At 72.5% G+C, this 23595-nt stretch carries 25 protein-coding genes; 14 read left to right on the forward strand and 11 right to left on the reverse strand.

Going from position 1 to position 23595, the window contains the following annotated elements; genetic code table 11:
• The first annotated feature begins 53 nt into the window (after positions 1-53).
• Positions 54-284, forward strand: coding sequence for a hypothetical protein (locus MB828_RS37690; protein WP_301652097.1), 231 nt, complete (start codon positions 54-56; stop codon positions 282-284).
• Positions 285-308: 24 nt separating this feature from the next.
• On the opposite strand, the gene MB828_RS37695 is transcribed toward MB828_RS37690, so the two are convergent.
• Together MB828_RS37695 and MB828_RS37700 are read right to left on the reverse strand one after the other, a co-directional pair.
• Complete coding sequence (locus MB828_RS37695; RefSeq protein WP_301652098.1) at positions 309-1583, reverse strand: MFS transporter; 1275 nt, start codon at positions 1581-1583, stop codon at positions 309-311.
• A 224-nt stretch (positions 1584-1807) separates the two neighbouring features.
• Positions 1808-2407, reverse strand: coding sequence for a hypothetical protein (locus MB828_RS37700; protein ID WP_301652099.1), 600 nt, complete (start codon positions 2405-2407; stop codon positions 1808-1810).
• A gap of 80 nt (positions 2408-2487) precedes the next feature.
• Here MB828_RS37700 and MB828_RS37705 point away from each other — a divergent pair, with 80 nt between their 5' ends.
• Genes MB828_RS37705 through MB828_RS37715 form a run of 3 tightly spaced genes read left to right on the forward strand, consistent with a single transcriptional unit; the run spans position 2488 to position 4574 of the window.
• Positions 2488-3567 (forward strand): sialidase family protein, encoded by a 1080-nt coding sequence (locus MB828_RS37705; RefSeq protein ID WP_301652100.1) that lies wholly within the window; start codon positions 2488-2490, stop codon positions 3565-3567.
• Between the two features lie 38 nt (positions 3568-3605).
• Positions 3606-4331 (forward strand): NADPH-dependent F420 reductase, encoded by a 726-nt coding sequence (gene npdG / locus MB828_RS37710; RefSeq protein ID WP_301652101.1) that lies wholly within the window; start codon positions 3606-3608, stop codon positions 4329-4331.
• A 60-nt stretch (positions 4332-4391) separates the two neighbouring features.
• On the forward strand, positions 4392-4574 hold the full coding sequence (locus MB828_RS37715; protein WP_133022255.1) for a hypothetical protein: 183 nt from the start codon (positions 4392-4394) through the stop codon (positions 4572-4574).
• On the opposite strand, the gene MB828_RS37720 is transcribed toward MB828_RS37715, so the two are convergent.
• Positions 4567-5235 carry a PhzF family phenazine biosynthesis protein gene (locus tag MB828_RS37720; protein ID WP_301652102.1) on the reverse strand — a complete coding sequence of 223 codons (669 nt, stop codon included), beginning with the start codon at positions 5233-5235 and terminating at the stop codon, positions 4567-4569. The genes MB828_RS37715 and MB828_RS37720 overlap by 8 nt on opposite strands.
• A 191-nt stretch (positions 5236-5426) precedes the next feature.
• Between MB828_RS37720 and efeO the strand changes: the two genes are divergently transcribed.
• The 4 genes from efeO to MB828_RS37740 are packed head-to-tail and all read left to right on the forward strand — an operon-like array spanning position 5427 to position 9706.
• Positions 5427-6566, forward strand: coding sequence for an iron uptake system protein EfeO (efeO, locus tag MB828_RS37725; RefSeq protein WP_301652103.1), 1140 nt, complete (start codon positions 5427-5429; stop codon positions 6564-6566).
• A 10-nt stretch (positions 6567-6576) separates the two neighbouring features.
• Positions 6577-7869 (forward strand): iron uptake transporter deferrochelatase/peroxidase subunit, encoded by a 1293-nt coding sequence (gene efeB, locus MB828_RS37730; RefSeq protein ID WP_301652104.1) that lies wholly within the window; start codon positions 6577-6579, stop codon positions 7867-7869.
• A 3-nt stretch (positions 7870-7872) separates the two neighbouring features.
• Complete coding sequence (efeU, locus tag MB828_RS37735; protein ID WP_301652105.1) at positions 7873-8757, forward strand: iron uptake transporter permease EfeU; 885 nt, start codon at positions 7873-7875, stop codon at positions 8755-8757.
• Positions 8705-9706: a hypothetical protein gene (locus MB828_RS37740; RefSeq protein ID WP_301652106.1), complete on the forward strand. Its 1002-nt coding sequence runs from the start codon at positions 8705-8707 to the stop codon at positions 9704-9706. The genes efeU and MB828_RS37740 overlap by 53 nt, the downstream gene beginning before the upstream one ends.
• Before the next feature lie 98 nt (positions 9707-9804).
• On the opposite strand, the gene MB828_RS37745 is transcribed toward MB828_RS37740, so the two are convergent.
• From MB828_RS37745 to MB828_RS37760, 4 genes are all read right to left on the reverse strand, one after another.
• The gene (locus MB828_RS37745) at positions 9805-10548 is read right to left on the reverse strand and encodes a bifunctional DNA primase/polymerase (protein ID WP_301652107.1); all 744 of its coding nucleotides are present in this window, start codon (positions 10546-10548) and stop codon (positions 9805-9807) included.
• 150 nt (positions 10549-10698) lie between these two features.
• On the reverse strand, positions 10699-11682 hold the full coding sequence (locus MB828_RS37750) for a small ribosomal subunit Rsm22 family protein (protein WP_301652119.1): 984 nt from the start codon (positions 11680-11682) through the stop codon (positions 10699-10701).
• Between the two features lie 74 nt (positions 11683-11756).
• Positions 11757-12893, reverse strand: coding sequence for a serine hydrolase domain-containing protein (locus tag MB828_RS37755; protein WP_207920496.1), 1137 nt, complete (start codon positions 12891-12893; stop codon positions 11757-11759).
• Positions 12890-14239, reverse strand: coding sequence for a multidrug effflux MFS transporter (locus MB828_RS37760; RefSeq protein ID WP_301652108.1), 1350 nt, complete (start codon positions 14237-14239; stop codon positions 12890-12892). Before MB828_RS37760 ends, MB828_RS37755 begins: the two co-directional genes overlap by 4 nt.
• Before the next feature lie 124 nt (positions 14240-14363).
• Between MB828_RS37760 and MB828_RS37765 the strand changes: the two genes are divergently transcribed.
• Both MB828_RS37765 and MB828_RS37770 read left to right on the forward strand, forming a co-directional pair.
• A complete protein-coding gene (locus MB828_RS37765) occupies positions 14364-15362 on the forward strand; it encodes a Gfo/Idh/MocA family protein (protein ID WP_301652109.1) in 999 nt (332 codons plus the stop codon).
• Positions 15363-15395: 33 nt separating this feature from the next.
• Positions 15396-16154, forward strand: coding sequence for an SDR family oxidoreductase (locus MB828_RS37770; RefSeq protein WP_301652110.1), 759 nt, complete (start codon positions 15396-15398; stop codon positions 16152-16154).
• Between the two features lie 239 nt (positions 16155-16393).
• Here MB828_RS37770 and MB828_RS37775 read toward each other — a convergent pair whose 3' ends face one another.
• Entirely contained in the window at positions 16394-17677 is a 1284-nt protein-coding gene (locus MB828_RS37775) for a D-alanyl-D-alanine carboxypeptidase family protein (RefSeq protein WP_301652111.1), read from the reverse strand.
• Positions 17678-17877: 200 nt separating this feature from the next.
• Here MB828_RS37775 and MB828_RS37780 point away from each other — a divergent pair, with 200 nt between their 5' ends.
• Positions 17878-19350: an ABC transporter permease gene (locus tag MB828_RS37780; RefSeq protein ID WP_301652112.1), complete on the forward strand. Its 1473-nt coding sequence runs from the start codon at positions 17878-17880 to the stop codon at positions 19348-19350.
• A 107-nt stretch (positions 19351-19457) separates the two neighbouring features.
• Positions 19458-20246: an ABC transporter ATP-binding protein gene (locus MB828_RS37785; RefSeq protein WP_301652113.1), complete on the forward strand. Its 789-nt coding sequence runs from the start codon at positions 19458-19460 to the stop codon at positions 20244-20246.
• Between the two features lie 28 nt (positions 20247-20274).
• On the opposite strand, the gene MB828_RS37790 is transcribed toward MB828_RS37785, so the two are convergent.
• Together MB828_RS37790 and MB828_RS37795 are read right to left on the reverse strand one after the other, a co-directional pair.
• The gene (locus MB828_RS37790; RefSeq protein ID WP_301652114.1) at positions 20275-21261 is read right to left on the reverse strand and encodes an aldo/keto reductase; all 987 of its coding nucleotides are present in this window, start codon (positions 21259-21261) and stop codon (positions 20275-20277) included.
• A gap of 67 nt (positions 21262-21328) precedes the next feature.
• On the reverse strand, positions 21329-21655 hold the full coding sequence (locus MB828_RS37795; protein ID WP_301652115.1) for a nuclear transport factor 2 family protein: 327 nt from the start codon (positions 21653-21655) through the stop codon (positions 21329-21331).
• Positions 21656-21777: 122 nt separating this feature from the next.
• Here MB828_RS37795 and MB828_RS37800 point away from each other — a divergent pair, with 122 nt between their 5' ends.
• Positions 21778-22323 (forward strand): DoxX family protein, encoded by a 546-nt coding sequence (locus tag MB828_RS37800; protein ID WP_301652116.1) that lies wholly within the window; start codon positions 21778-21780, stop codon positions 22321-22323.
• Between the two features lie 96 nt (positions 22324-22419).
• On the forward strand, positions 22420-22767 hold the full coding sequence (locus tag MB828_RS37805) for a MazG-like family protein (protein WP_301652117.1): 348 nt from the start codon (positions 22420-22422) through the stop codon (positions 22765-22767).
• Between the two features lie 4 nt (positions 22768-22771).
• Here MB828_RS37805 and MB828_RS37810 read toward each other — a convergent pair whose 3' ends face one another.
• Positions 22772-23410, reverse strand: a complete 639-nt coding sequence (locus MB828_RS37810) for a helix-turn-helix transcriptional regulator (RefSeq protein ID WP_301652118.1) — start codon at positions 23408-23410, stop codon at positions 22772-22774.
• Positions 23411-23595: the final 185 nt, after the last annotated feature.

The raw sequence follows: 23595 nt of genomic DNA on the forward strand, positions 1-23595 counted from the left end.
CGAGTCTAACCAGCGGGCATGGGGGAACATGTGGTTGGCGAAAGGAGCGGGTCATGGCCTTGTTCAAGAAGCGGACCGTCGCGAAGGCGGGCGAGTGGTACTACTGCCTGCAGCACAAGAAGGTCGAGGAGGGGCCCGAGTGCCCCGCCAAGGACCGGTTCGGCCCCTACGCCACCCGGGCGGAGGCGGAGCACGCCATGGAGATCGCACGCGAGCGCAACCTCCAGTGGGAGAACGATCCGCGCTGGCACGACGCGCCCGCCGGTGACTCGGACGAGAGCTGAGCTGACCAGGGCACCGAGGGCTGGTCAGAGCGGGGTCGGGGCGGCGTCCGTGCGCTGGGCGCGCAGCCGCAGGGCGTGTTCGTTCGTCCGCGCGTCGTACGACATGAGGGCGGGCAGGCCCAGGGCCAGCAGGCCGACCGCCCCCGCGCACAGCAGGCCGCCCGCGCCGACGGACGCCCGCACCCCGAACCGCCCGGCCATGGCACCGGACCGGACCTGGCCGAGCGTGGGGCCCACGGAGTACGACAGCAGTTCGATCCCGGCGAGGCGGCCGCGCAGTTCGTCGGGGATCGTCTGGTTCCACATGGCAGCGCGGAAGATCCCGCTGACCATGTCGCAGCCGCCGGCGACGACGAGGAAGAGCAGCACCAGCCACACGTTCGCCATGGCTCCGGCGGCGGCGACGGCCAGGCCCCACAGCGCGGCGGACAGCACCACCATCCGGCCGTGCCGGTGCACCCGTGCCGTCCAGCCGCTGACGAGACTGACGAGGAGGGCGCCGGCGGGGACGCTCGCGTACATCAGGCCGAGCGACCAGTCGGCGTCCAACTCGTCGGCCAGGAAGGGCAGTACGGCGAGCGGCATGGCCAGGAACATCGCCGCGAGGTCGATCGCGTAGGTACCGAGGAGTTCCTTGCGGCCCCAGGCGTAGCGGGCGCCTTCGGCGATGGCGCGCAGGGAGGGCTTCGCGGCCTCGTGGGAGGCGGGGGACGCGGCGATGGGCACGGTCAGGGCGACGGAGACCAGGAACGTGACGAGGTCGGCGCCGTAGGCCCAGCCGAGGCCCGCGTACGCCACGACCACACCGGCGACGGCGGGGCCCGCGACGCCGCCGACGGTCCACCGGAACGAGTTCAGGGCGGCCGCGGCGGGGAGGTCGTCGTGGGCGACGATCCGCGGCAGCAGCGAGTCGAGGGCCGGGCGCTGGACCGACACCAGGGCGGAGGAGAGGGCCGCGACGGCGTACAGCGGCCACACCGCCGGGTGCGGCAGCAGCGCGTTGACCAGCAGGGCCGCGCTGAGCAGGCCCTGTCCGGCCTCGGTCCACAGGATGAGCAGGCGCTTGTCCAGGGCGTCGGCGAGGGCGCCGCCGTAGAGCCCGAACAGGATGAGCGGGAGCAGTTCGACGGCGCCGATGGCGCCGACGGCGGTCGCGGAACCGGTGAGGTCCTTGATCTGCACGGGGAGCGCGACGAACGTCAGGAAGCTGCCGAAGTTGCTGACGAGACCGGAGACCCACAGCCTCCGGAAGTCGGCGGAGGCATGCCAGGGGGTCAGGTCAGGGAGGAGACGGCTCACGCTGGGCCATGCTGAACCCTGCGCTCGGCTCCGGCAAACAGTTTTCACCCGGGCACGGTTCGAGTGCGGCCGGGGTTCGGGTGCGGGCCGGGTTTGGTTCGGGTGCGGGCCGGTGGGGGCTGGTCGCGCAGTTCCCCGCGCCCCTTCGGGGCGCGTCGGTGCAGCGCCCCTTCAGGGGCGCGGGGAACTGCGCGAGCGACCACGACGCGCCCGCAGCCGAGGTCTCACCACAGGGTCGGCGGCGGGGCCAGCGCCGTCTCCGCCAGGCGGGCGAGGCGGTCCCGGAAGCGGCGGCGTCCCCGTGGGGACGGGCCGTTCTCCCCCGCCGCCGCGCTGACCAGGTGCTGGACGGTGTCCAGGTCCAGTTCCGCCGCCTCGGGGACGGTGAGCGTCTCGTGGGCCATGGCGGTCAGCGCGTCGTCGGTGGTGGTGGACAGGGTCAGGACCGTCACGCCGGCGCGGCGGGCCGTGTGGACCCGCTCCAGCAGGGGTTCGGTGTCCCCCGGCGCCACCACCAGCAGCGTCTCGCCCCGGCGGGCCGTCTCGATGCGGGCGGGGCCGACCGCGAGGTGCGCCGGGTCGGTGGGGCGGGCGCCGTGCCGTACGAGGGTGGGTGCCAGTTCCGGCGTGCCGGACCACGCGGCCTCGTCCACCAGGTGCGCGGCGAGATGCCACGGCTCGTACCGCGGGGTGCCGAGCAGGAGCAGTCCGCCGCCGTGGGTGACCACCGAGCCGCGCAGGGCGCCCGCGAATCTGCGCGTCGCGGTCAACCACTCGGTCCCGGCCAGCACTTCACGCAACAACGCGACCCGTACGGCGTCCATGTCTCCGCATACTGCCGTAATCGGACAGTCGTGACGCGGAGTTCACCGCGAATTCGCCCGACCCGGGGAGGAGGCGGGCCATGAGCGAGGCAGAAGCAAGCATTCCCTTTCGCGCGGGCCAGGAGGGCTACGCCAGTTTCCGGATCCCGGCGGTGGTGGTCTCCCGGGCGGGCACCGTGCTCGCCTTCTGCGAGGGGAGAGTCGACTCCGCCGCCGACCACGGGCACATCGACATCGTGCTGAAGAGGTCCGGGGACGGCGGGCGCACCTGGGGTGCTCTCCAGGTCGCGGCGAGCAACGGCACCGATCTCGCCGGGAACCCCGCGCCCGTGGTGCTCGACAGCGGGCGGATCCTGCTGGTGCACGTCCGCAGTGCCGCCTCCGCCACCGAGGACGCCATCCTGCGCGGGCAGGTGTCCGACGCGGACGGGCGGCGGGTGTGGGTGCAGCACAGCGACGACGACGGGCTGACGTGGTCCGCGCCGACGGAGATCACCAGGTCGGTGAAGAAGGCCGGCTGGCGGTGGTACGCCACCACACCCGGGCACGCCCTCCAGCTGCGCTCGGGGCGGGTCGTCGTGGCCGCCAACCACACCGTGCCGCCGGCCGGGACGGACGACGGCACCGAGGGCAGGTACAACAGCGGGCACTGCCTGCTGAGCGACGACCGCGGGGAGACCTGGTACCTCGGCTACCTCGACGAGAACACCGACGGGTACGTCAACGTCAACGAGACCACCGCCGCCGAACTGCCCGACGGACGCGTCTACTTCAACACGCGCAACGATTCCCCGGCGCCGGGGAACAGGGCCGACGCGCACTCGGCGGACGGCGGGCGCACGCTCGTGAAGCCGTTCCGGCCGCAGGCCGGGATCGGCGCGCCCGTCTGCGAGGCCGCCGTGCTCCAACTCCGCGACCCGGACCTGCTGCTGTACTCGGGCCCCGCCGACCCCGGGGCGCGCGCCCTGATGACGATCCGCGTCTCCACCGACGGCGGCACCACCTGGCGGTCCGCGTACCCGGTCGACGGACTGCCCGCGGCCTACTCGGACCTGACCCGCGTCGACGCGGAGACCGTGGGACTGCTGTACGAGACCGGTGACTTCAGCGCGTACACGACGATCACGTTCCGCCGGGTGCCGGTGAACCGGCTCACCTGACCGGGTGGGGCCGCCGGCACGGACGTAGAGTCGGCCCCATGACCTCTTCCGACAGTGCACAGCAGCCGGCCGCCGAGCAGGCTCCCGCCCCCGCCAAGGACCCCTGGGACCTGCCCGACGTCTCCGGCCTGGTCGTGGGTGTGCTCGGCGGCACCGGCCCGCAGGGCAAGGGCCTGGCCTACCGGCTGGCCCGGGCCGGCCAGAAGGTGATCATCGGCTCCCGGGCCGCGGAGCGCGCGCAGGCCGCCGCCGACGAACTCGGGCACGGTGTCGAGGGCGCCGACAACGCCGAGTGCGCGCGCCGCAGCGACATCGTGATCGTCGCCGTGCCGTGGGACGGGCACGGCAAGACGCTGGAGTCGCTGCGCGCGGAGCTGGCCGGGAAGCTGGTCGTGGACTGCGTCAACCCGCTCGGCTTCGACAAGAAGGGCGCCTACGCGCTCAAGCCGGCGGAGGGCAGCGCGGCCGAGCAGGCCGCGGCGCTGCTGCCGGACTCGCGGGTCACGGCCGCGTTCCACCACCTGTCGGCCGTGCTGCTCCAGGACCCGGAGATCGAGGAGATCGACACCGATGTGATGGTGCTGGGCGAGGTGCGGGCCGACGTGGAGATCGTGCAGGCGCTGGCCGGGCGGATCGCCGGGATGCGGGGGGTCTTCGCGGGCCGGCTGCGCAACGCCCACCAGGTGGAGTCGCTGGTCGCGAACCTGATCTCGGTGAACCGCCGCTACAAGGCCCACGCGGGGCTGCGCGTCACGGACGTCTGAGCGGATGGGGGACACTGGTGGGCGCCGGCAGTGTCCCCCCGTCACGAGAAAGCGGCCCCTATGCCCCGCCTCGCCCTCTACGCCCTTGCCGTCTGCGTCCTCGCGGTCGTCGCCGCCGTCATCTCCTTCGTCCAGGGCAGCTGGCCGATCGGTGTGGTCTGGGTGCTGCTGACAGGCCTGTCGTCCAACATGACCTGGTACTACGCGCGCCGTGCCCGCGCCGGGAAGCCGACCGCTAGCTGAGCCCCGGCTGCCTCTCCGAGCCCTCCAGGAAGACCCGCCCGCCGATCTCCACCCAGCCGTACGGCTGGGGTGCGGTGAGGATCTGCGAGCCCTTGCCCTGGGTGATGTTCAGGGCCCGGCCCAGTCGGTCGGTGAGCAGCAGCGCCGCCGCCCCGGTCGCCTCGTCCTCCGCGATCCCGTCGTCGCGGCCGGGGAAACCGCGGGCGCGGACCCGGCCCGCGGACTCGTCCTCCCAGGCCCACGCGTAGATCCACTCCCCGGGCGGCGGCACCGGCAGCGCGTCGACCTCGGTGGCCGTGGCGTACTGGCGCAGGGTGCGCGGCGGGGCCCACTCCGGGAGCGCCTCGATCCAGCTGAACTCGCCGTCGAGCCGGGCGCCCACCACGCCGGCCGGGGTGACCAGTTCGGGCACGTCCAGCAGCCAGGCCGTGCCGACGCAGGGGTGCCCGGCGAAGGGCAGGCGCAGGGTGGGGGTGTAGATGTCGACGACCCCGCGCTCGGGGTCGTCCACGAACACGGTCTCGCTGAAGCCGAGTTTCGCGGCCAGCGCCTGCCGGTCCTCCCGCTCGGGCAGCACCGAGCCCTCGCGGACGACGCCCAGTTCGTTGCCGTATCCGCCGTTCGCCGCGCAGAAGACCCGCAGCACGTCGTAATCAGTCACTCCGGCATTCAAGCACCCGACGCGCCATGACCTTTCCTTTACCATTCCTTGATGGTGGCTTTGAGCCGTCGAGATCAAGCCGTGCCTGTGATTTTTCTGTGTCTGGTGAATCACACCCCGCATGGGTATGAGTGAGGTAAGCCTCAGGTAAGTTAGGGCAGCCTCACCACACCATCTCGCTTGGAGCCTGCATGCGTGCCGTCCGACTCACCGTCACCGCCGCCGTCACCGCGGCGGCTCTGACCGCCCTCTCGGCCTGCACGGCGAAGAGCGACGCCAAGGGCGGCGACGCGATCCAGGTGACCGCCGCCGACGCCACGTGCGAGACGTCGGCCAAGTCGGTGCCGGCCGGACACGTCACGCTCGCCATCGAGAACAAGGGCTCCAAGGCCACCGAGGTCGAGATCCTCTTCCCGGACGACCGGATCGTCTCCGAGAAGGAGAACATCGGGCCCGGGACCAAGTACACGCTGACCGCCGAGGTGAAGGCGGGGTCGTACGAGATAGCCTGCCGGCCCGGCATGAAGGGCCACGGCGTACGGCAGAAGCTGACCGTCACCGGCTCAGGCGCCGTCGCCAAGCGGAACCCCGCCCTCGACAAGGCCGTCGCCGACTACCGCGAGTACGCCCAGGAGCAGGCCGACGCCACCGTGCCGCTCGCGCGCACCTTCGCCGACGCGGTCAAGGCCGGTGACCTGGAGGCCGCCAAGAAGGCGTACGCCCCCTCACGCCTCGGCTGGGAGCGCACCGAGCCGATCGCCGAGTCCTTCGGTGACATCGACCCGAAGACCGACACCCGCGCCGACGGCCTGGAAGAGGGCCAGAAGTGGACCGGCTGGCACCGCCTCGAGAAGTCCCTCTGGGCCGACAAGAAGACCGGTGCCACGGAGGCGGCGCTCGCGGACCAGCTCGTCGCCGACCTGACGGACTGGCAGAAGCGGGTCGGCAAGGCCGAGATCACCCCGACCTCCATGGCCAACGGCGCCAAGGAGCTCCTCGACGAGGTCGCCACCGGCAAGGTCACCGGCGAAGAGGACCGCTACTCCCACACCGACCTGGTCGACTTCAAGGCCAACGTCGAGGGCGCCCAGAAGGCGTACGAACTGCTCAAGCCGGTCGCCTCGAAGAACGACCAGGCCCTGACCGCCGAACTCGACAAGCAGTTCGCCGCGCTGGACACGCTGCTCGACAAGTTCCGCTCCGGCGGCAAGGCGTCGTACGACTTCGTGTCCTACGACAAGGTCACCGCGGACCAGCGCAAGGAGCTCTCCGACGCGGTCAACGCCCTCGCGGAGCCGCTGTCCAAGCTCGCCGCGGCCGTCGTCAAGTAAGGGGCCGGACATGACGACCGAGAAGACCAGCCCCTCACGGCGGGCGCTCATCGGCTGGGGCGGGGCCGGGCTCGCGCTCGGCGCCGCGGTCGCCGGGGGCGCGGTGGCGATGGCCGACGCCGGCCACGACGTGGACCCGGCCGGCGCCGGGGCCGGCGGCGCGGTGGAGTTCCACGGCGCCCACCAGGCCGGTATCGCCACGCCCGTCCAGGACCGGCTGCACTTCGCCGCGTTCGACGTGAAGACCGACGACCGGGCCGAGTTCGTACAGCTGCTCAAGGAGTGGACCGCCGCCGCACGCCGGATGACCGCCGGGAAGGCGGTCGGCGAGGGCGCGTACGGCGGTCTCGCCGAGGCGCCGCCGGACGACACCGGTGAGGCGCTCGGGCTCCAGCCGTCCCGGCTGACGCTCACGATCGGCTTCGGGCCGTCCCTCTTCGAGAAGTTCGGGCTCGCCGGGCAGCGGCCGGCCGCGCTCGTCGACCTGCCGAAGTTCCCCGGCGACAACCTCGACCGGTCCCGGACCGGTGGCGACCTCTGCGTCCAGGCCTGCGCCGACGACCCGCAGGTCGCCGTGCACGCCATCCGCAACCTGGCCCGGATCGGCTTCGGCAAGGTCGCCGTCCGCTGGTCCCAGCTCGGGTTCGGGAAGACCTCGTCGACGACCCCGGACGCCCAGACCCCGCGCAACCTCATGGGGTTCAAGGACGGCACCCGCAACATCGCGGGGACCGAGACCGACCGGCTGAAGAAGTTCGTGTGGGCCGGAGAGGGGGACGGCCCGGCCTGGATGACCGGCGGCTCGTACCTCGTCGCCCGCCGCATCCGGATGAACATCGAGACCTGGGACCGGACCTCGCTCCAGGAGCAGGAGGACGTGTTCGGGCGCGACAAGGGCGAGGGCGCCCCGGTCGGCAAGGCCAAGGAGCACGACGAACCGTTCCTGAAGGCGATGAAGCCCGACGCCCACGTGCGGCTCGCGCACCCCGACTCCAACGGCGGGATCACCATCCTGCGCCGGGGCTACTCGTTCACGGACGGCACCGACGGGCTCGGACGGCTCGACGCCGGGCTGTTCTTCCTGGCCTACATGCGTGACGTGCGCAAGGGGTTCATCCCGCTCCAGCGCAAGCTGTCCGCGTCCGACGCGCTCAACGAGTACATCCAGCACGTGGGTTCGGCGGTCTTCGCGGTGCCGCCCGGCGTCCGGGACAAGGACGACTGGTGGGGCCGCACGCTGTTCTCCGAAACCGCCGGGTCCGCGGGATCCGGCGAGTCCGCCGAGTCCTCCAAGGGGGCGTGAGCCGTGTTCTCCAACTACCTGATCGGTCTGCGGGAGGGCCTGGAGGCCTCGCTCGTCGTCTGCATCCTCATCGCCTACCTGGTCAAGACCGGCCGGACCGACGCCCTGAAGCCGATCTGGATCGGCATCGGCGTGGCCGTGCTCATCGCCATGGGCTTCGGGTGCGCGCTCGAATTCGGTTCCCAGGAGCTGACGTTCCAGGCGCAGGAGGCGCTCGGCGGGTCGCTGTCGATCGTCGCGGTGGGCCTGGTGACCTGGATGGTCTTCTGGATGCGGCGCACCGCCCGGCACCTGAAGTCGGAGCTGCACGGCAAGCTGGACGCGGCCCTCGCCATGGGCACCGGCGCGCTGGTCGCCACCGCGTTCCTCGCCGTCGGCCGGGAGGGACTGGAGACCGCGCTGTTCGTGTGGGCCTCCGTGCACGCGGCCAGCGACGGCACCCCGCGCCCGCTGATCGGCGTGGCGCTGGGCCTGGCCACCGCGGTCCTGCTCGGCTGGCTGTTCTACCGCGGCGCCCTGCGGATCAACCTCGCCAAGTTCTTCACCTGGACCGGCGGCATGCTGGTCGTGGTCGCGGCGGGCGTGCTGGCGTACGGCTTCCACGACCTCCAGGAGGCCGACTGGATCCCGGGGCTGACGAACCAGGCCTTCGACATCAGCGGCACCATCCCGCCGGACAGCTGGTACGGGACGCTGCTCAAGGGCGTGTTCAACTTCCAGCCCGACCCCACCGTGCTCCAGGTCACGGTGTGGCTGCTGTACCTGGTCCCGACGCTCGTACTCTTCTTCGCCCCGGTAGGGTTCGCCTCCGGGAAGGGGAAGGTGAAGGCACCTCATGACGCACCTGACGACCAGGGATCGCGGCCCTCGACGGCTCCGCAGGCGTGACCGGAACGCGCTCCTGGCGGTCTCGCTGACCGCCCTGTCGCTGACGGCGAGCGGCTGCGTGGTGGTGCACGGGGAGCGCGAGGTGCTCCCCGCCACCACCCGCGCCGAGGCCGCGAAGGCGCTGGAGCAGTTCACGGACGCGTACAACAAGGCCGACCAGGCGTACGACAGTTCCCTGGACGCGGACCGCACGACCGGTGCCCTCGCCGACATCGACGCCGCGCGCCTGAAGGCGGGGCACGTCAACAGTCCCGGCGGCAACTCCGGTCATTCCGCGCTGGAGTTCGACGACGTCACGTACACCATCCCCAAGAAGGCGGGCTGGCCGCGCTGGTTCGTCGCCGACGCGCACGGCAACAAGGGCGGCGACGACCGCTGGCTGCTGGTCTTCACCCGCGACAGCCTCTCCGAACCGTTCCAGGTGGCGTACCTGACGCTCGTCGCCCCCGACGACGTGCCGAAGTTCAGGACCGACAAGGACGGCTGGGCCGAGGCCGTGCCGGCGAACAGCGCCGAACTGGCCGTCTCCCCCGGCTCGTTGAGCCAGGACTACGTCACCTACCTGAAGAGCGGCGGTCAGGTGTTCGCGGCCGGCGCGCACACCAGCGGCTGGCGCTCGGACCGGCGGAAGTCGACCAAGCCGGGCCTCGCCACCCAGTACCTCGACGAGGCGCTGACCGGCGGCGACTACGCCCCGCTCGCGCTGCGCACCACCGACGGCGGGGCGCTGGTGTTCTTCACCACCCGCTACTACGCCAAGCAGACGGCCGCCGCGGGCACCTCCGTGCCGACCCCGAACCAGGACGTCAAGGCCCTCACCAAGGGTGAGATCAAGCAGTCGCTGACCATGGAGTTCGTCTCCAACCAGGTCGCCCTGGACCCGGCGGGCACCGGCAAGGTCTCGGTCCTCGGCCGCATCCAGGGCCTCACCTCCGCAGAGGGGTCCTGAGCGGGTCAGGTTCGGACTGCGCGATCAGCCACGACGGCGCCTCGGCCGACCGACGTGCCGGCGTCACCCGGCCCGGCGTTCACAGCACGGCGCAGCGCTCAGTGCTGCGGCGGCCAGGCGGGGGCCGTCCGGTCGGTCTCTTCGGCCGCGTGCCGGGCGCAGGCGTCGGTGAGGGCCTCCAGCAGGCTCAGCGGGTCGGGCAGGGCGTGCTCCGGGCCGCGTACCCAGTGCACCCGCCGGTCGCCGTCGCCGGGCAGCCGGGCGGGCGGTACGAGGACGTACGACCCCCGGCAGTGCCAGCGCAGCCCCGGGTGCTCGTCCATGGTCTCGGGGCGGCAGTCCAGCTCGCAGGGCCACCACTCGTCCTCGTCCTCGGGGGTGCCGCGGGTGAGGGTGAAGAACAGCATGCGGCCGTCGTCGCTCTCGGCGACCGGACCGGTCTCGACGCCGTCCGCGAGCAGCCGCTCCAGCGCCTGCCGGCCGGCTTCCAGGGGGACGTCCAGGACGTCGTGGGTCATGCCGGTCGCGGTGATGAAGTTGGCCCCCGGCTGGTGCCGGGCCCAGCGCTCGATCTGGGCGCGGTCGGTGGTGGACTGCGTCTGCCATGCGAACGACACCGGGTGCCGGGCGGGGGTGGGACATCCGACGCGGTCGCAGGAGCAGCCGTAGCCGGGCGCGGGGTGTGCGGCGGGGGCCAGCGGGAGGCCGGCCGCGGCGGCGGCGAGCAGCAGGGTCTCACGGCCCTGTTCGTCGGCGGCGGCCGTCTCCTTCGAGCGCCGTCCGAGCAGCCACTGGGAGAGTTTGCCCTGCCGGCCGCTCCGGCCGCCGAACGTCGCGCTCATCTACCGCCTCGCCTCGCTGTGGTCCCGCCAGCATGCCTTATGGTCCCATCTGGGCGTGAACGGGGGGTACGGGGGGTGTGAGCCGGGCGGCCACGGGCCGGGTCAGCCGGGCGGCCACGGGCCGGGTCAGCCGGGCGGCCACGGGCCGGGTCAGCCGGGCGGCCACGGGTCCCCCCAGTCGGCGTCACGTGCCGCCCTGTACAGGTCGCCGTGGCGTTTGGTGACCGTCGTCCGGCGCAGCTGTTCCTCGGCCTCGCACAGGTCGAGGAGCACCTGCCCCTTGCGGATCTGGGGGCGGCGGACCACCCGGGCCGGGGCGGGGGCGGCCGGGAGGCGGGTGGCGGCGACGTAGCTGAACTTCTCGTCCTCGTAGGGCAGGGACCCGCCCTTGACCTGGCGGTGCAGGGAGGAGCGGGTGACCCGGGCCGAGAAGTGGCACCAGTCCGTGCCGGGGACGATCGGGCAGGCGGCGCTGTGCGGACAGGGCGCGGCGATCCGGAGGCCGGCCTCGATCAGGCGGTCCCGGGCCTCGATGATCCGGGCGTACCCGGCCGGGGTGCCGGCCTCGACGATCACCACGGAGCGCGCGGCGGCCGCGGCGGCGGTGACGAGGGCGGCCCGGGCGGTCTCGTCGAGTTCGTTGAGGACGTACGACACCGTGACCAGGTCGGTGCTCTCGACGGTGAGCCCCGCTCCGATCCGGGAGCGCTGCCACCTGGCCTCCCGCAGCGCCGGGTTGGCCGTGGCGAGCTCCCGGCCGAGGGCCAGCGCCGGCTCGGCCCAGTCGAGGACGGTCACCGGCCGTACCCCGGCCCAGGTGTCGGTCACCGCCCAGGTCGCGGCGCCCGTACCGCCGCCGACGTCCACATGGCTCGCGGGCGCCCAGCCCTCCGGCAGCGTGTCGGCGAACTCGGCCAGCACGGACCGTACCGCCTCGAAGGTCGCCGGCATCCGGTACGCCGCGTAGGCCACCACGTCGGCCCGGTCCCGCAGGATCGGGGCGTCGGTCGGGGTGGCCCCGCGGTAGTTGGCGATCAGCCGCTCGACCGCGCCCGCCGCCTGCCGCGGCGGGAGTCCGTCGAGGACACGGCCGAGGGCGGCACGGAGCAGCTCGGCCGGGGCGACGGAGCCCACGGCCTCGGCGTCCGACGTCTCGGTGTCCGGCGTCTCGGGGGTCGGCGTTGCGGGGCCCTGGGCTGTGGGGTGGTTCACCCGGCGATTGTATGGACCGCTCTGGCGAGGCGCGTCGCCGCGGCGGCCCGGGGTGCGCTGTCGCCGGGCCGGCGCCGCGGATGCACGGTGTTGGCCAGCAGGACGAGGAAGCTGTCCGTCGCCCGGTCCAGCACCAGGCTGGTCCCGGTGAACCCGGTGTGCCCGGCCGCGCCCCGTCCGGCCAGGTCGCCCATGAACCACGGCTGGTCCACCAGGAACCCCAGTCCGGGCGGGCTCAGCAGCAGGTCCACGAAGTCGGGGCCGAGGACGCGGGCCGGTCCGTAGCCGCCGCCCGCGAGCAGCGCGCGGCAGAAGACCGCCAGGTCGCGAGCGGTGGCGAACAGTCCCGCGTGCCCGGCGACGCCGCCCAGCGCCCAGGCGTTCTCGTCGTGCACGACCCCGCGCAGCATCCCGCGGTCCGCCTTGGCCCACGGCCGCCGCTGGTCCTCGGTGGCCGCCGCACCCGGGCAGGGGCCGAAGTCGGTGGCGGTCATGCCGAGCGGGCGGGTGATGCCGTCGCGGACGAGGACGTCGAGGGTGCGGCCGGTGATGCGCTCCAGGACGTGCTGGAGCAGCAGCATGTTCAGATCGGAGTAGCGGTAGGTGCCGGGCGGGGAGCTGGGTGCCTCGGCGCGCAGCAGTTCGAGGCGGGCGGTGTCGTCGGGGCAGTCGTACAGCGGGAGTTCGGGACGCAGGCCGGAGGTGTGGGTGAGCAGCTGGCGGACGGTGGTGCCGTGGGCGGCGGCCGCGTGGAAGTCGGGGAGGTAGGCGCCGACGCGGGCGTCGATGCCGAGGGTGCCGCGTTCCAGTTGCTGTACGGCGGCGACCGCGGTGAAGAGCTTGGTGAGGGAGGCCACGTCGAAGGGGGTGTCGACGGTCATCGGGACCCGGGCCGCGGGCGGCAGTTCGACACCCGCGTCGGCCTCGGGGTCGTAGCGGGACCAGCGCACGGCCCAGCCCGCGGCCTGCTGTACGGCGATCACGGGTCCCCGTCCGGCGACCACGACGGCCCCGGCCGCCCAGGGCCGCTCCCCGGTGGTCAGGTCACGCACCTCGCGGACGAGGTGTCTGAGTTCCGCTGGGTCGAGACCGGCCCGTTCCGGTGTCTCGACGCGCAGTCTCGGCACGCTCAGCGCTCTTCCCCCTCTCTCGGCTTCGCTCGAACGGGGGTGCCCCCATTCTCCGCTCCCGCACGGGTGTTCGCCCGAGCGTCCCAGGGACGGCACATTCCCACGAAGCAGGCCAGCGCCACCAGTGCCCCCGCCAGTTGGACGATCGCCATGGGCACGGCGGTTCTCTCCCCGGCGATCCCGACCAGCGGCGAGGCGACCGCGCCGACCAGGAACGAGGTGGTGCCGAGCAGCGCGGAGGCGGAACCGGCGGCGTGCCGGGTGCGCAGCAGGGCGAGGGACTGGGAGTTGGGGAGGGTGATGCCCATCGCGGACATCAGGACGAAGAGGGCGGCGGCGACGGGGGCGAGCCCGACCGGGCCGAGGGCGCCGGCGGACATCAGCAGCAGGGCGGTGGCGGCGAGGACGGTCACCACCAGGCCCGCGCCGAGCACCTTGTCCAGGCTGACCCGGCCGACCAGCAGCTTGCCGTTGACCTGCCCGGCGATCACCAGCCCGACGGAGTTGACGCCGAAAAGCAGGCTGAAGGTCTGCGGGGAGGCGCCGTAGATCTCCTGGATCACGAACGGGGACGCGGATATGTAGGCGAAGAGCGCGGCGAAGGCGAAGCCACCGGTGAGCATGTAGCCGGTGAAGGGCACGTCGGCGAGGAGGGCCCGCATGGCACGTACGGCACCGGCCGCTCCCCCGGTGTGCCGGTCGGCGGGCGGCAGGGTCTCCGGGAGCCTCGTCCAGACCAGCACGGCGAGCGCCGTGCCGACGACGGTGAGGACCACGAAGACGCCCCGCCAGTCCGTCACCCGCAGGATCTGCCCCCCGATCAGCGGGGCCACGATCGGGGCGGCCCCGGAGACCAGCATCAGGGTGGAGAAGAAGCGGGCCATGGCGTCGCCGTCGTACAGGTCGCGTACGACGGCCCGGGCGATGACGATGCCGGCCGCGCCCGCGAGTCCCTGGGCGAGCCGGAAGGCGACCAGGGTCTCGACGTTCGGCGCGAGGGCGCACAGGGCAGTGGCGACGACGTAGACGGCGAGGCCGGTCAGGAGCGGGCGGCGGCGTCCCCAGCGGTCGCTCATCGGGCCGACGGCCAGCTGGCCGAGGGCCATGCCGGCGAGGCAGGCGGTCAGGGTGAGCTGGACGGTGGCGGCGGGGGCGTGCAGGGAGCGGGTGACCTCCGGGAGCGCGGGGAGGTACATGTCCATCGCCAGCGGGGGTGTCGCGGTGAGCCCGCCGAGGACCAGGACGAGGAGGAGGCCGGTGCGGCGGGCCGCGGGCGGCACGGCGGCGCCGTCGCGCGGTGCGGCGGTGTGCTGGGCGCCGGATGTCGGCGGCGCCGGCTGCTCGGGCATGTCTCCCCCACTCAACGGGTCTCGCGGTACGGGTCCGCTCTTGCTGAACCCCGTCGGCCCCCGCATATGCTCTCAGCTCGTACAGACTGCCTGGAAACACATGAGCGAGGGTGGGGCTGCCGGGATGGCGGAGCAGAGCGTGCGGTGGGGGATCCTGGCGACCGGCGGCATCGCGGCCGCGTTCGCGGCGGACCTGGTGGATCTGCCGGACGCGGAGATCGTCGCGGTGGCCTCGCGGTCGGCCGGGGCGGCGGAGGGGTTCGCGGAGCGGTTCGGCATCGGGCGGGCGTACGGCGACTGGGAGTCGCTGGCCCGTGACGAGGACGTCGACGTCGTGTACGTGGCCACGCCGCACTCGGCGCACCGGGCGGCCGCCGGCCTGTGCCTGGAGGCGGGCCGGAACGTGCTGTGCGAGAAGGCGTTCACGGTCAACGGGCGGGAGGCCGAGGAACTCGTCGCGCTGGCGAAGGAGCACGACCGCTTCCTGATGGAGGCGATGTGGACGTACTGCAACCCGCTGGTGCGGCGGCTGACGGCGCTGGTCCGGGACGGGGCGATCGGCGAGGTGCGGACCGTGCAGGCGGACTTCGGCCTGGAGGGCCCGTTCCCGCCGGCGCACCGGCTGCGCGACCCGGCGCTCGGCGGGGGCGCGCTGCTCGACCTGGGCGTGTACCCGGTGTCGTTCGCGCATCTGCTGCTCGGTGAACCGGACGGGATGTCGGCGCGAGCGGTGCTCTCCGAGGAGGGCGTCGACCTCCAGACGGGTGCGCTGCTCTCCTGGGAGAGCGGCGCCCTCGCCATGGTGCACTGCTCCATAGCCGGCGGCACCGGCACCACCGCCTCGGTCACCGGCTCGCACGGCCGGATCGACATCCCGGACGGCTTCTTCAACCCGGAGCGGTTCGTGCTGCACCGCGACGGCCGCGACCCGGAGGAGTTCGCCATGGACCCGGCCGACGGCCCGCGCACCACCCTGCGCCACGAGGCCCGCGAGGTCATGCGCGCCCTCAGGACCGGCGAGAAGGAGTCCCCGCTCGTCCCCCTCTCCGGCACCCTGGCGGTCATGCGCACCCTGGACACCCTTCGCGAACAGATCGGCGTCCGCTACCCCGGAGAGGCGTGACCTGACCGGGCGCACTCCATAGGGTGCGACCCCATGGATGCCAAGCAATCGAAGATCGCGGTGGTCACCGGCGCCGGTTCGGGGATCGGGCGGGCCGTCGCCGTCGAGCTGCTGCGGGCCGGCTGGTCGGTGGCGCTGGCCGGCCGCCGCCCCGCCACGCTGGAGGCGACCGCCGCGCTGGTCCCCGAGGGGGCCTGTGTGGCCGTACGCACGGATGTGGCGAAGCCGGAGGACGTCGACGAGCTGTTCGCGACGGCCGTGGCGCGGTTCGGGCGGGTGGACCTGCTGTTCAACAACGCGGGGACGTTCGGGCCCGGCGGGGTGCCCGTCGAGGACCTTCCCTACGACGCCTGGCGGCACGTCGTGGACACCAACCTCAACGGGGCCTTCCTCTGCGCCCAGGCGGCGTTCCGGCAGATGAAGGAGCAGGAGCCGCAGGGCGGCCGGATCATCAACAACGGGTCGATCTCGGCGCACACCCCCCGCCCGCGTTCCGTCGCCTACACCGCGACCAAGCACGCGCTGACCGGGCTCACCAAGTCGCTGTCCCTGGACGGGCGGCCGTACGGGATCGCGGTCGGGCAGATCGACATCGGCAACGCGGCCACCGACATGACGGCCCGGATGGAGACCGGCGCGCTCCAGGCGAACGGGGAGGTAGCCCCGGAACCGGTGATGGACGTGGCCGACGTGGCACGCACCGTGCGGCACATGGCCGAGCTGCCCCTGGCGGCGAACGTGCAGTTCGCGACGGTGCTGGCGACGGCGATGCCGTACGTGGGGCGGGGCTGAACCGCCGTTCAGTCAGAGCCCGCGCAACCTACACAAACGGAATCCGAACCTCCGAGGTATCGCGGCCGGTAACAGGCCTATGCTCGACTCTCCTCCACCAGAACTTCACACTTGAAGCTCTGGTATTCCGCTGACCACACCGAGGGGGGAGGCGGCAGCCGTTCCACCGGACCGGGAGGGGGTGGACCCGCGTGACAGCGCGGGTACGCACCGGTGGGTGGGGCGGCTGCCGCGAGACGTCAGCTCCCCTGCGCGTCACCCGGCCCGGGCCCCGCGTCCGCGGCGGACCCGGCGTCCGCGGCGGATCCTGCGGACCCTGCGTCCGACGCGGGCCCGGCGTCCGAGGTGGACCCGGCGTCCGACGCGGGCCCGGCGGCGGCCGTCGTGCGGCGGCGCCGGCGCAGCGCCCATGCCCCCGCGCCCAGCAGCGCGAGCGTCCCGGCCCCGCCCTCCGCGAGCCGCCACGGCGAGGGCCCGGACGCCCCCGAACCGGCCGCCCCCGTCCCGGCCGCCCCAGCGGCCCCCTTGCCGTTCGGGGCGGACGGGCTCGCGCTCGCCCCGCCCTCGCTCAGCGGGTCGACCAGCACCCCCACCGACCGCGCCGCGCTTCCCTTCCCGAAGCCCCAGTCGAGCAGGGCCGCGGTCTCCTCGTACACGGCGTTGGTGCCGGGGGCCGGATGCATGACGGTGACCAGCAGGGTGCGGCCGTTCCGGGTGGCACCGCCGGTGAAGGTGTTGCCGGCGTGACTGGTGTAGCCGTTCTTGACGCCGAACAGGCCCTTGTAGACGTCGAGGCCCCAGGCGCCGGTGAGCAGGCGGTCGGTGTTCTGGATCTGGAAGGTCTTCTTGCCGCCGGCCGGGAAGTCGGCGGTCCGGGTTCCGCAGTAGCCCCGGAAGTCGTCGTCCTTCAGTCCGTGCCGGGCGAAGAGCGTCAGGTCGTACGCGGAGGAGAGCTGCCCCTTGTGGTCGAAGCCGTCGGGGCTGACCACATGGGTGTCGAGGGCCTGGAGGTCGACCGCCTTGGCCTGCATCTCGGCGACGGTCTTCACGAGTCCGCCGTTCATGTGGGAGAGGACGTGCACGGCGTCGTTCCCGGAGCGCAGGAAGACGCCCTGCCACAGCTGCTCGACGGTGTAGGTGATGCCGGGTTTGATGCCGACCAGGCTGGAGCCGGACGGGACGTCGGCGAGGTCGGAGTCCTTGACCTTGTAGCGTCCGCTGGGCTCGAACTTCTTGAGCACGGTGTCCGCGAACAGCATCTTCAGGGTGGACGCGGGTGGCAGGCGCCGGTGCGCGTTGTACGAGGCGAGCACCTCTCCGCTGTCGCAGTCGGCCAGCAGCCAGGCCTGAGCGGTGATCTTCCTGGGGAGACCGGTGGCACTGCTCACCTGTATGCCGCCGCGAGCCAGCCGTGCGCCGCCTATCGCGGTGGTCGCGGAGGCGGGGCTCGCCGAAAGGACGGGCAGGGCGGCGGCCGTCAGCCCGAGGGCGGCACGCCGGGTCAGCCGAGAGGAATCGCGCATCCCGGGACCGTACACCGCATCGAACAGCGGCTTCCTGGGAGGACCCCTCGGCTGAGTTAGGAATTTGCTGTCTTATGAAAGTTTGATAAGACTGCCCGCTTTCTCAGCTCTGACACATCCTTTACTCAGTGCGACTCAAAGGTTTCTCCCTAGCTTGAGCCAGCGCCCACAGCGGGCGCCAAGAACCTGCGAGGAACGGGATGTTTGGCATCTATCTCAAGCGCGAGCTGGGCCGCAGAAAGAAGGCGGCCCTCGTCATCGCACTGGGTCTGGCGCTCGGAATCGCGCTGGTCATCACGGTCAGCTCGGTCTCGGCCGGTATGTCCAAGGCGCAGGACAAGGTCCTTCAGTCGCTCTACGGCCTCGGCACCGACATGACGGTGACCAAGGCGCAGGCGGCGCCCACCTCGGGCAGCTCCGGCGGCCCGAGCTTCAAGTTCGGCGCCAAGTCGAGCAGCAGCACCAAGCAGAGCTCGGACCGGGTGATGACCCAGGGCGGCCAGGCCCTGAAGTCCACGCTGGTCAGCAAGGTCGCCGGCCAGAAGGGCGTGGAGAGCGCGGTCGGAGCGCTCTCCCTCAACGTCACCAAGGTCGACGGCTCCTTCACCCAGGGCAAGGCGAAGTCCACCACCGGCAGCAGCAGCAACAGCGGTGGCCAGGGGCAGCCGGGCGGCGGCAGCGGCAGCTCGGGCGGCGGCCAGCCGCAGGTCCAGGGCGGCGGCGCCAACTTCAACGTCAACAGCTACTCGGTGGTCGGCGTCGACGTGGCCCACCAGGGTCTCGGCCCGCTGGCCTCGATGAAGATCACCTCGGGCAAGACCTTCACCTCCTCAGAGACCGGCACCAAGGTCGCGGTGGTCAGCAAGTCGTACGCCAAGGAGAAGAAGTACAAGGTCGGCTCGACCTTCAAGATCTCCGGCACCAAGTTCACGGTCATCGGCATCGCCACCCCGGACAGCAGCGAGTCCACCACCGACCTGTTCATCCCGCTGAAGCTGGCGCAGACGCTGGGCGACGCGAAGAACGAGGTCACCACGATCTACGTGAAGGCGACCGACTCCAAGCAGATCTCCACCGTGAAGAAGGAGATCCAGTCGAACATCTCCGGTACGACGGTCACCACCTCCGCCGACCTGGCGTCCACCGTCTCCGGTTCCCTCTCCACCGCCTCCAGCCTCGCGACCAGCGTCGGCAAGTGGCTCTCCATCGCGGTCCTCGCGGCGGCCTTCCTGGTCGCGGCCCTGCTGACCTCCTCCGCGGTCTCCCGCCGGGTGCGTGAGTTCGGCACCCTGAAGGCCCTCGGCTGGCCGAGCCGCAAGGTGACCCGCCAGGTGGTCGGCGAGTCCATCGTGAACGGCCTGATGGGCGGCGCGCTCGGGATCGCCCTCGGCGTCGGCGCGGCCTACGCGGTCACCGCGATCAGCCCCAAGCTCACCGCCCAGATGGGCTCCACCGGCGGCGGTGGCGGCATGGGCGGCGGCCCGGGCGGCGGCGGCCCCGGTCAGCAGTCCACCCAGAACACCCTGGAGATCGCGCTGACCGCGCCCGTCTCCCTCACCACCATCGCCCTCGCGGTCGGCCTCGCGGTCACCGGCGGTCTGATCGCCGGCGCGATGGGCGGCTGGCGCGCCTCCCGGATGCGCCCGGCCGACGCCCTGCGCAGCGTCTCGTAGCACCGGAGCACCGGAGCACCCCGAGCCGGGGCGCCGCCTCCGTTCCCCCCGGGACGCGGCGCCCCACCCTCTTACCACCTGCGGCCTTACCACCCTGTGGAGAACCCATGTACAGACTCACCGGTGTCACCAAGCGCTACACGCGGGGCAAGGAGACGGTCGAGGCGCTGCGCGGCATCGACCTGACCATCGAGGACGGCGACCAGCTCGTCATCCAGGGCCCCACCGGCGGCGGCAAGTCGACGCTGCTCCAGATGATCGGCGGCCTCGACCGCCCGACCGAGGGCAGTGTCGAACTGGACGGCGAGGACCTCGCCCGGATCAGCGAGACCAAGCTGACCCGGCTGCGCGCCGAGAAGATCGGCATCATCTTCCAGTCGTTCAACCTCATCCCGACGCTGACGGCCCAGGAGAACGTGGAGACGGCCCTCGTACCGCTCGGCGTGAAGCCGGCCGAGCGCCGCGAGCGGGCCGCGGAGGCGCTGCGTTCGGTGGGCCTCGGCGAGCGGCTGGGGCACGCCCCCTCCGAGCTCTCCGGCGGCCAGCAGCAGCGGGTGGCGATCGCCCGCGCGCTGGTGAAGAAGCCGAAGGTGCTGCTCGCCGACGAACCGACCGGCAACCTCGACGAGGGCACCCGCGACGACATCATGGCCCTGCTGGAAGGGCTGTGGCACGAGTACGGGCTGACCTTCATCATGGTCACCCACGACTCCTCCATCGCCCGTCGCGCCCCGCGCCTGGCCACCATCAAGGCCGGCCAGATCACCCTCACCGAGCAGGGCGGCGGCCGGCGGTACGCGCAGCAGGCGGCCGGGGACGGTCAGCCGCAGCAGGCGGCGGCGTACGGCGGGCAGCCGTACGTGCAGCAGCAGTACGGGGGCGGCCAGGGCTACTGACCGTCAGCCGTGAGCGGCCCGGGGCCGCTCACCGCCCGAGGAGCCGGTCGATCTCGGCCAGCTGCCCGGCGGTGAGCGGCCCCTTCGCGAGCGCGCCGGCGTTCTCCTCGGCCTGGGCTACGGAGCGGAAGCCGGGGATGGGGACGGTCCGCGGGCCGCGCGCCCAGATCCAGGCGAGGGCGCCCTGGGCGAGGGTCCGGCCCCCGCTGGTGAGCACGGAACGCACGGACTCGATCCGCTCGACCCACGCGGCGTCGGCCCCGGCCCCGTCGCCGAAGCCCGGCAGCCAGGCCGGCGGCCTGCTGCGGATGTCCCCGGCGGCGGCCCCGGCCCGGCGTCCGCCGAGCAACCCCATGGCCAGCGGACTGCGGTTGACGGCGGCGAGCTCCAGCTTCTCGCTCAGGGCGATGAGTTCGGGCGCGTCCTGGAGCACGTTGAGGGTGTGCTGTACGGCCGTGCAGTGGGGTCCCTCGGCGAAGACGGCCGCGCGGGCGGGGTCGTCGGTGCTCCAGCCGTAGGCCCGGATGAGCCCCTCCCCTACCAACTCCTCGCAGACGTCCCGGAGTTCGGCGGCGCGTGCCGGGTCGGCGTCGGAGAGGTGCAGCTGGTACAGGTCGACGTGGTCGGTGCCGAGGCGGCGCAGCGAGGCGGTGAGGGCGCGGCGCACGTACGCCGGGGAGTCGTCGGCGCCGGTGAGGGTGCGGGTCTGCTCGTCGAAGACGTTGCCCCACTTGGTGGCGACGACCACGTCGTCCCGGCGCTTGCCGAGGGCGCGGCCGAGGACGCGCTCGCTGTGCCCGGCGCCGTAGGTGTCGGCGGTGTCGAAGAAGGTGACGCCGAGGTCGAGGGCGCGGTGCACGGCCCGTACGGACTCCTCGTCGTCGACCTTGCCCCAGCCGAGCGGCCGGCCGTCGGGGTCCTGCCACTCGCCGCCGATGGCCCAGCAGCCGAAGCCGAGCGCGCTGACGCGGATGCCGGAACGTCCCAGGGTCCTGGTGGTGGTGTCGGTTTCCATGGGTCAGGACGCTAGGAGTTGAAGTGCACCCGAAGGCAAGGGAGTCACCGGCCCGGTGACCGGACGGTCAGGCCTGCCCGGTCTCGAAGCGGGAGATCCGGCCGTTCTCCTCGACCGTGAAGTCCCAGCGGGTGCGCATCTCGCCCCAGGTGTCGTTGCGGTAGTGGGCGAGCAGCGAACGGCCCTCGTTGGACTCGTTGTCGACGTCGAGGTGGCCGTTGGAGGAGAAGATCTCCCGGTCGATCCACTCGTCGAGGTCCCGGTCGGCGCCGTCGTCCGCCATGGTCGCGTCCGGGGTGAGCAGCTCCCTGAAGCCCTCGCGGTCGTTGGCGTTCACGGCGGCCACGAAGGCCCGGACGGCCGGGTCGCTGAGCTTGGCTGTCTTGATCGTCATGCCCGTCAGCCTCACACCGCGGTCCGGGGCCCGCCACCCGAACGGCGGCGCGGGCGGGCCGTTCGGGTGTGACGGGTGCGAGGGTGGAGACCCGTGATCCGTTGTCGCCGATGGGAGTCACCGTGACCTGCTACGACCGACGTGACGTGGGGCTGCTGCTGCTCCGGCTGGGGACCGGCGGGGTGCTCGCCGCGCACGGCGCGCAGAAACTGCTCGGCTGGTTCGGCGGGGGCGGGATCGAGGGCACCGGGCAGTTCATGGAGTCGGTCGGGTACGCGCCCGGGAAGCAGAGCGCGATGGCCGCGGGGCTGGCCGAGGCGGGCGGCGGCACCCTGCTGGCGCTGGGCCTGGCGACCCCGGCGGCGGGTGCCGCGGCGGCCGGGGCGATGGCGGGTGCCGCCGCGCTGCACATGCCGAACGGCTTCTTCGCCCAGGAGGGCGGCTACGAGTACGCGGCCTCCCTGGGGCTGACGGCGGCGGGCCTGGCCGTCACGGGCCCCGGCCGGCTCTCCCTGGACCACGCGTTCGGCCATGCCTTCGACCGGGGCTGGATGGTCCCGGCGGCGCTGGGCGTGACCGCGGCGGTGACGGCCGTGGTGATCGGCGCCCGGAACAAGCGGGTACGGCGGACGAAGGAGGGGGAACAGGAGCCGCTGTTCGAGGGGTGAGCGAAGGAGGGGAAGCCGCTGTTCGAGGGGTGAGCACGGGACGCGGGGCGGGCCCTCCGCCAGTGCCCCGCCGGTGCCTCCGGCAGACTCTCCCGCATGACGGAACAGCGGACCGCACCGCCTGCCGAAGCGCCGGACCTGTGGACCTCGGTCGAGGACCTCTGGACCTGGCTGGACGCCGACCGGAGGCACGACGGGGAGACCGGCCTCGTACTGCGCATGCTCAAGCTCACCGAGGAGGTCGGCGAGGTCGCCCAGGCGGTGATCGGCGTGACCGGCCAGAACCCCCGCAAGGGCGTCACCCACTCCTGGGAGGACGTGCAGGGCGAGCTGTGCGACGTGGTGATCACGGCACTGGTGGCGCTGCGCACCCTGACCCCGCAGGCACGGGAGGTCTTCGAGGAGCATCTGGCACGGGTACGGGAACGCTCGCTCGCACCCTAGGAGTTCAGAGGATGCCCGTGCGGATCGCGTACGCCACGGCCTGGGTCCTGTTCCTGACCCGGAGCCTCTTGACGGCCTCGTGGATGATGCCCTTGATGGTGCGTTCCGAATAGCTCATCTTGTCGGCTATCTCGACGGTGTTCATGCCTTCGGAGAGCATGCGCAGCACCTCGATCTCCCGGACCAGCAGGCCGTCCCTGCGGGCGAGGTCGGTGAGGGTCTGCCGGCGTTGCTGGGCGCCCAGTTCGGCGATCAGATGGGCCACCAGGTCGTCCGGCAGCCGGCAGCGCCCGGCGCCCGCCGCCACGACGGCGTCGACCAGCCGGTCGAGGTCGATGTCACCCCGGTAGAGGAAGCTGGTCAGGCCGTACTCCACGGCCAGCGACAGCTGTCGCTCGGTGATCCGGTCGGCGATCAGCACCACGGGGACGGGCGTGCCCGAAGTCCGGGCGGCGTCCTGCCGCATGACCCTGATCCAGTTGTCGTCGACGGTGTCGAGCAGCAGCACGGATACGTCGGCGTCCGCCAGCTCCTGCGCGGAGAGGACCCGCACCCGGGAGCTCGACCGCAGGTAGGCGCCGGTCGCGTGTTCCAGGATCGCGTCGCTCGCCCGCAGGACGACAGAGACCGGAACGTCCGGCACGTCACACGTTCCCACCGCTTGGTTCTCAGGCACGTTCAGCATTTCCCCACACAGAGCCGACTCGCGGAGCTCGATACGCGTCGACGGCAACCGGAGGGCCGACGAGGCGCATCAGCACGATATGGACTCCGGGGAATCGCCCGCTTACGTCAGGAGGCGAGGGTGGTGTTGGTGGGGGGTGGGGG

The organism is Streptomyces arenae (genome assembly GCF_022343545.1).
In the GTDB taxonomy this organism is placed as follows: domain Bacteria; phylum Actinomycetota; class Actinomycetes; order Streptomycetales; family Streptomycetaceae; genus Streptomyces; species Streptomyces humi.

What these genes read in the sequence shown, in the direction of transcription:
- MB828_RS37690 (WP_301652097.1), top strand. Translation starts at nt 54, where the DNA reads ATGGCCTTGTTCAAGAAGCGGACCGTCGCGAAGGCGGGCGAGTGGTAC.
- MB828_RS37700 (WP_301652099.1), bottom strand. Translation starts at nt 2,407, where the DNA reads ATGGACGCCGTACGGGTCGCGTTGTTGCGTGAAGTGCTGGCCGGGACC.
- MB828_RS37705 (WP_301652100.1), top strand. Translation starts at nt 2,488, where the DNA reads ATGAGCGAGGCAGAAGCAAGCATTCCCTTTCGCGCGGGCCAGGAGGGC.
- npdG (WP_301652101.1), top strand. Translation starts at nt 3,606, where the DNA reads ATGACCTCTTCCGACAGTGCACAGCAGCCGGCCGCCGAGCAGGCTCCC.
- MB828_RS37715 (WP_133022255.1), top strand. Translation starts at nt 4,392, where the DNA reads ATGCCCCGCCTCGCCCTCTACGCCCTTGCCGTCTGCGTCCTCGCGGTC.
- efeO (WP_301652103.1), top strand. Translation starts at nt 5,427, where the DNA reads ATGCGTGCCGTCCGACTCACCGTCACCGCCGCCGTCACCGCGGCGGCT.
- efeB (WP_301652104.1), top strand. Translation starts at nt 6,577, where the DNA reads ATGACGACCGAGAAGACCAGCCCCTCACGGCGGGCGCTCATCGGCTGG.
- MB828_RS37740 (WP_301652106.1), top strand. Translation starts at nt 8,705, where the DNA reads ATGACGCACCTGACGACCAGGGATCGCGGCCCTCGACGGCTCCGCAGG.
- MB828_RS37745 (WP_301652107.1), bottom strand. Translation starts at nt 10,548, where the DNA reads ATGAGCGCGACGTTCGGCGGCCGGAGCGGCCGGCAGGGCAAACTCTCC.
- MB828_RS37760 (WP_301652108.1), bottom strand. Translation starts at nt 14,239, where the DNA reads ATGCCCGAGCAGCCGGCGCCGCCGACATCCGGCGCCCAGCACACCGCC.
- MB828_RS37765 (WP_301652109.1), top strand. Translation starts at nt 14,364, where the DNA reads ATGGCGGAGCAGAGCGTGCGGTGGGGGATCCTGGCGACCGGCGGCATC.
- MB828_RS37770 (WP_301652110.1), top strand. Translation starts at nt 15,396, where the DNA reads ATGGATGCCAAGCAATCGAAGATCGCGGTGGTCACCGGCGCCGGTTCG.
- MB828_RS37775 (WP_301652111.1), bottom strand. Translation starts at nt 17,677, where the DNA reads ATGCGCGATTCCTCTCGGCTGACCCGGCGTGCCGCCCTCGGGCTGACG.
- MB828_RS37780 (WP_301652112.1), top strand. Translation starts at nt 17,878, where the DNA reads ATGTTTGGCATCTATCTCAAGCGCGAGCTGGGCCGCAGAAAGAAGGCG.
- MB828_RS37785 (WP_301652113.1), top strand. Translation starts at nt 19,458, where the DNA reads ATGTACAGACTCACCGGTGTCACCAAGCGCTACACGCGGGGCAAGGAG.
- MB828_RS37790 (WP_301652114.1), bottom strand. Translation starts at nt 21,261, where the DNA reads ATGGAAACCGACACCACCACCAGGACCCTGGGACGTTCCGGCATCCGC.
- MB828_RS37795 (WP_301652115.1), bottom strand. Translation starts at nt 21,655, where the DNA reads ATGACGATCAAGACAGCCAAGCTCAGCGACCCGGCCGTCCGGGCCTTC.
- MB828_RS37805 (WP_301652117.1), top strand. Translation starts at nt 22,420, where the DNA reads ATGACGGAACAGCGGACCGCACCGCCTGCCGAAGCGCCGGACCTGTGG.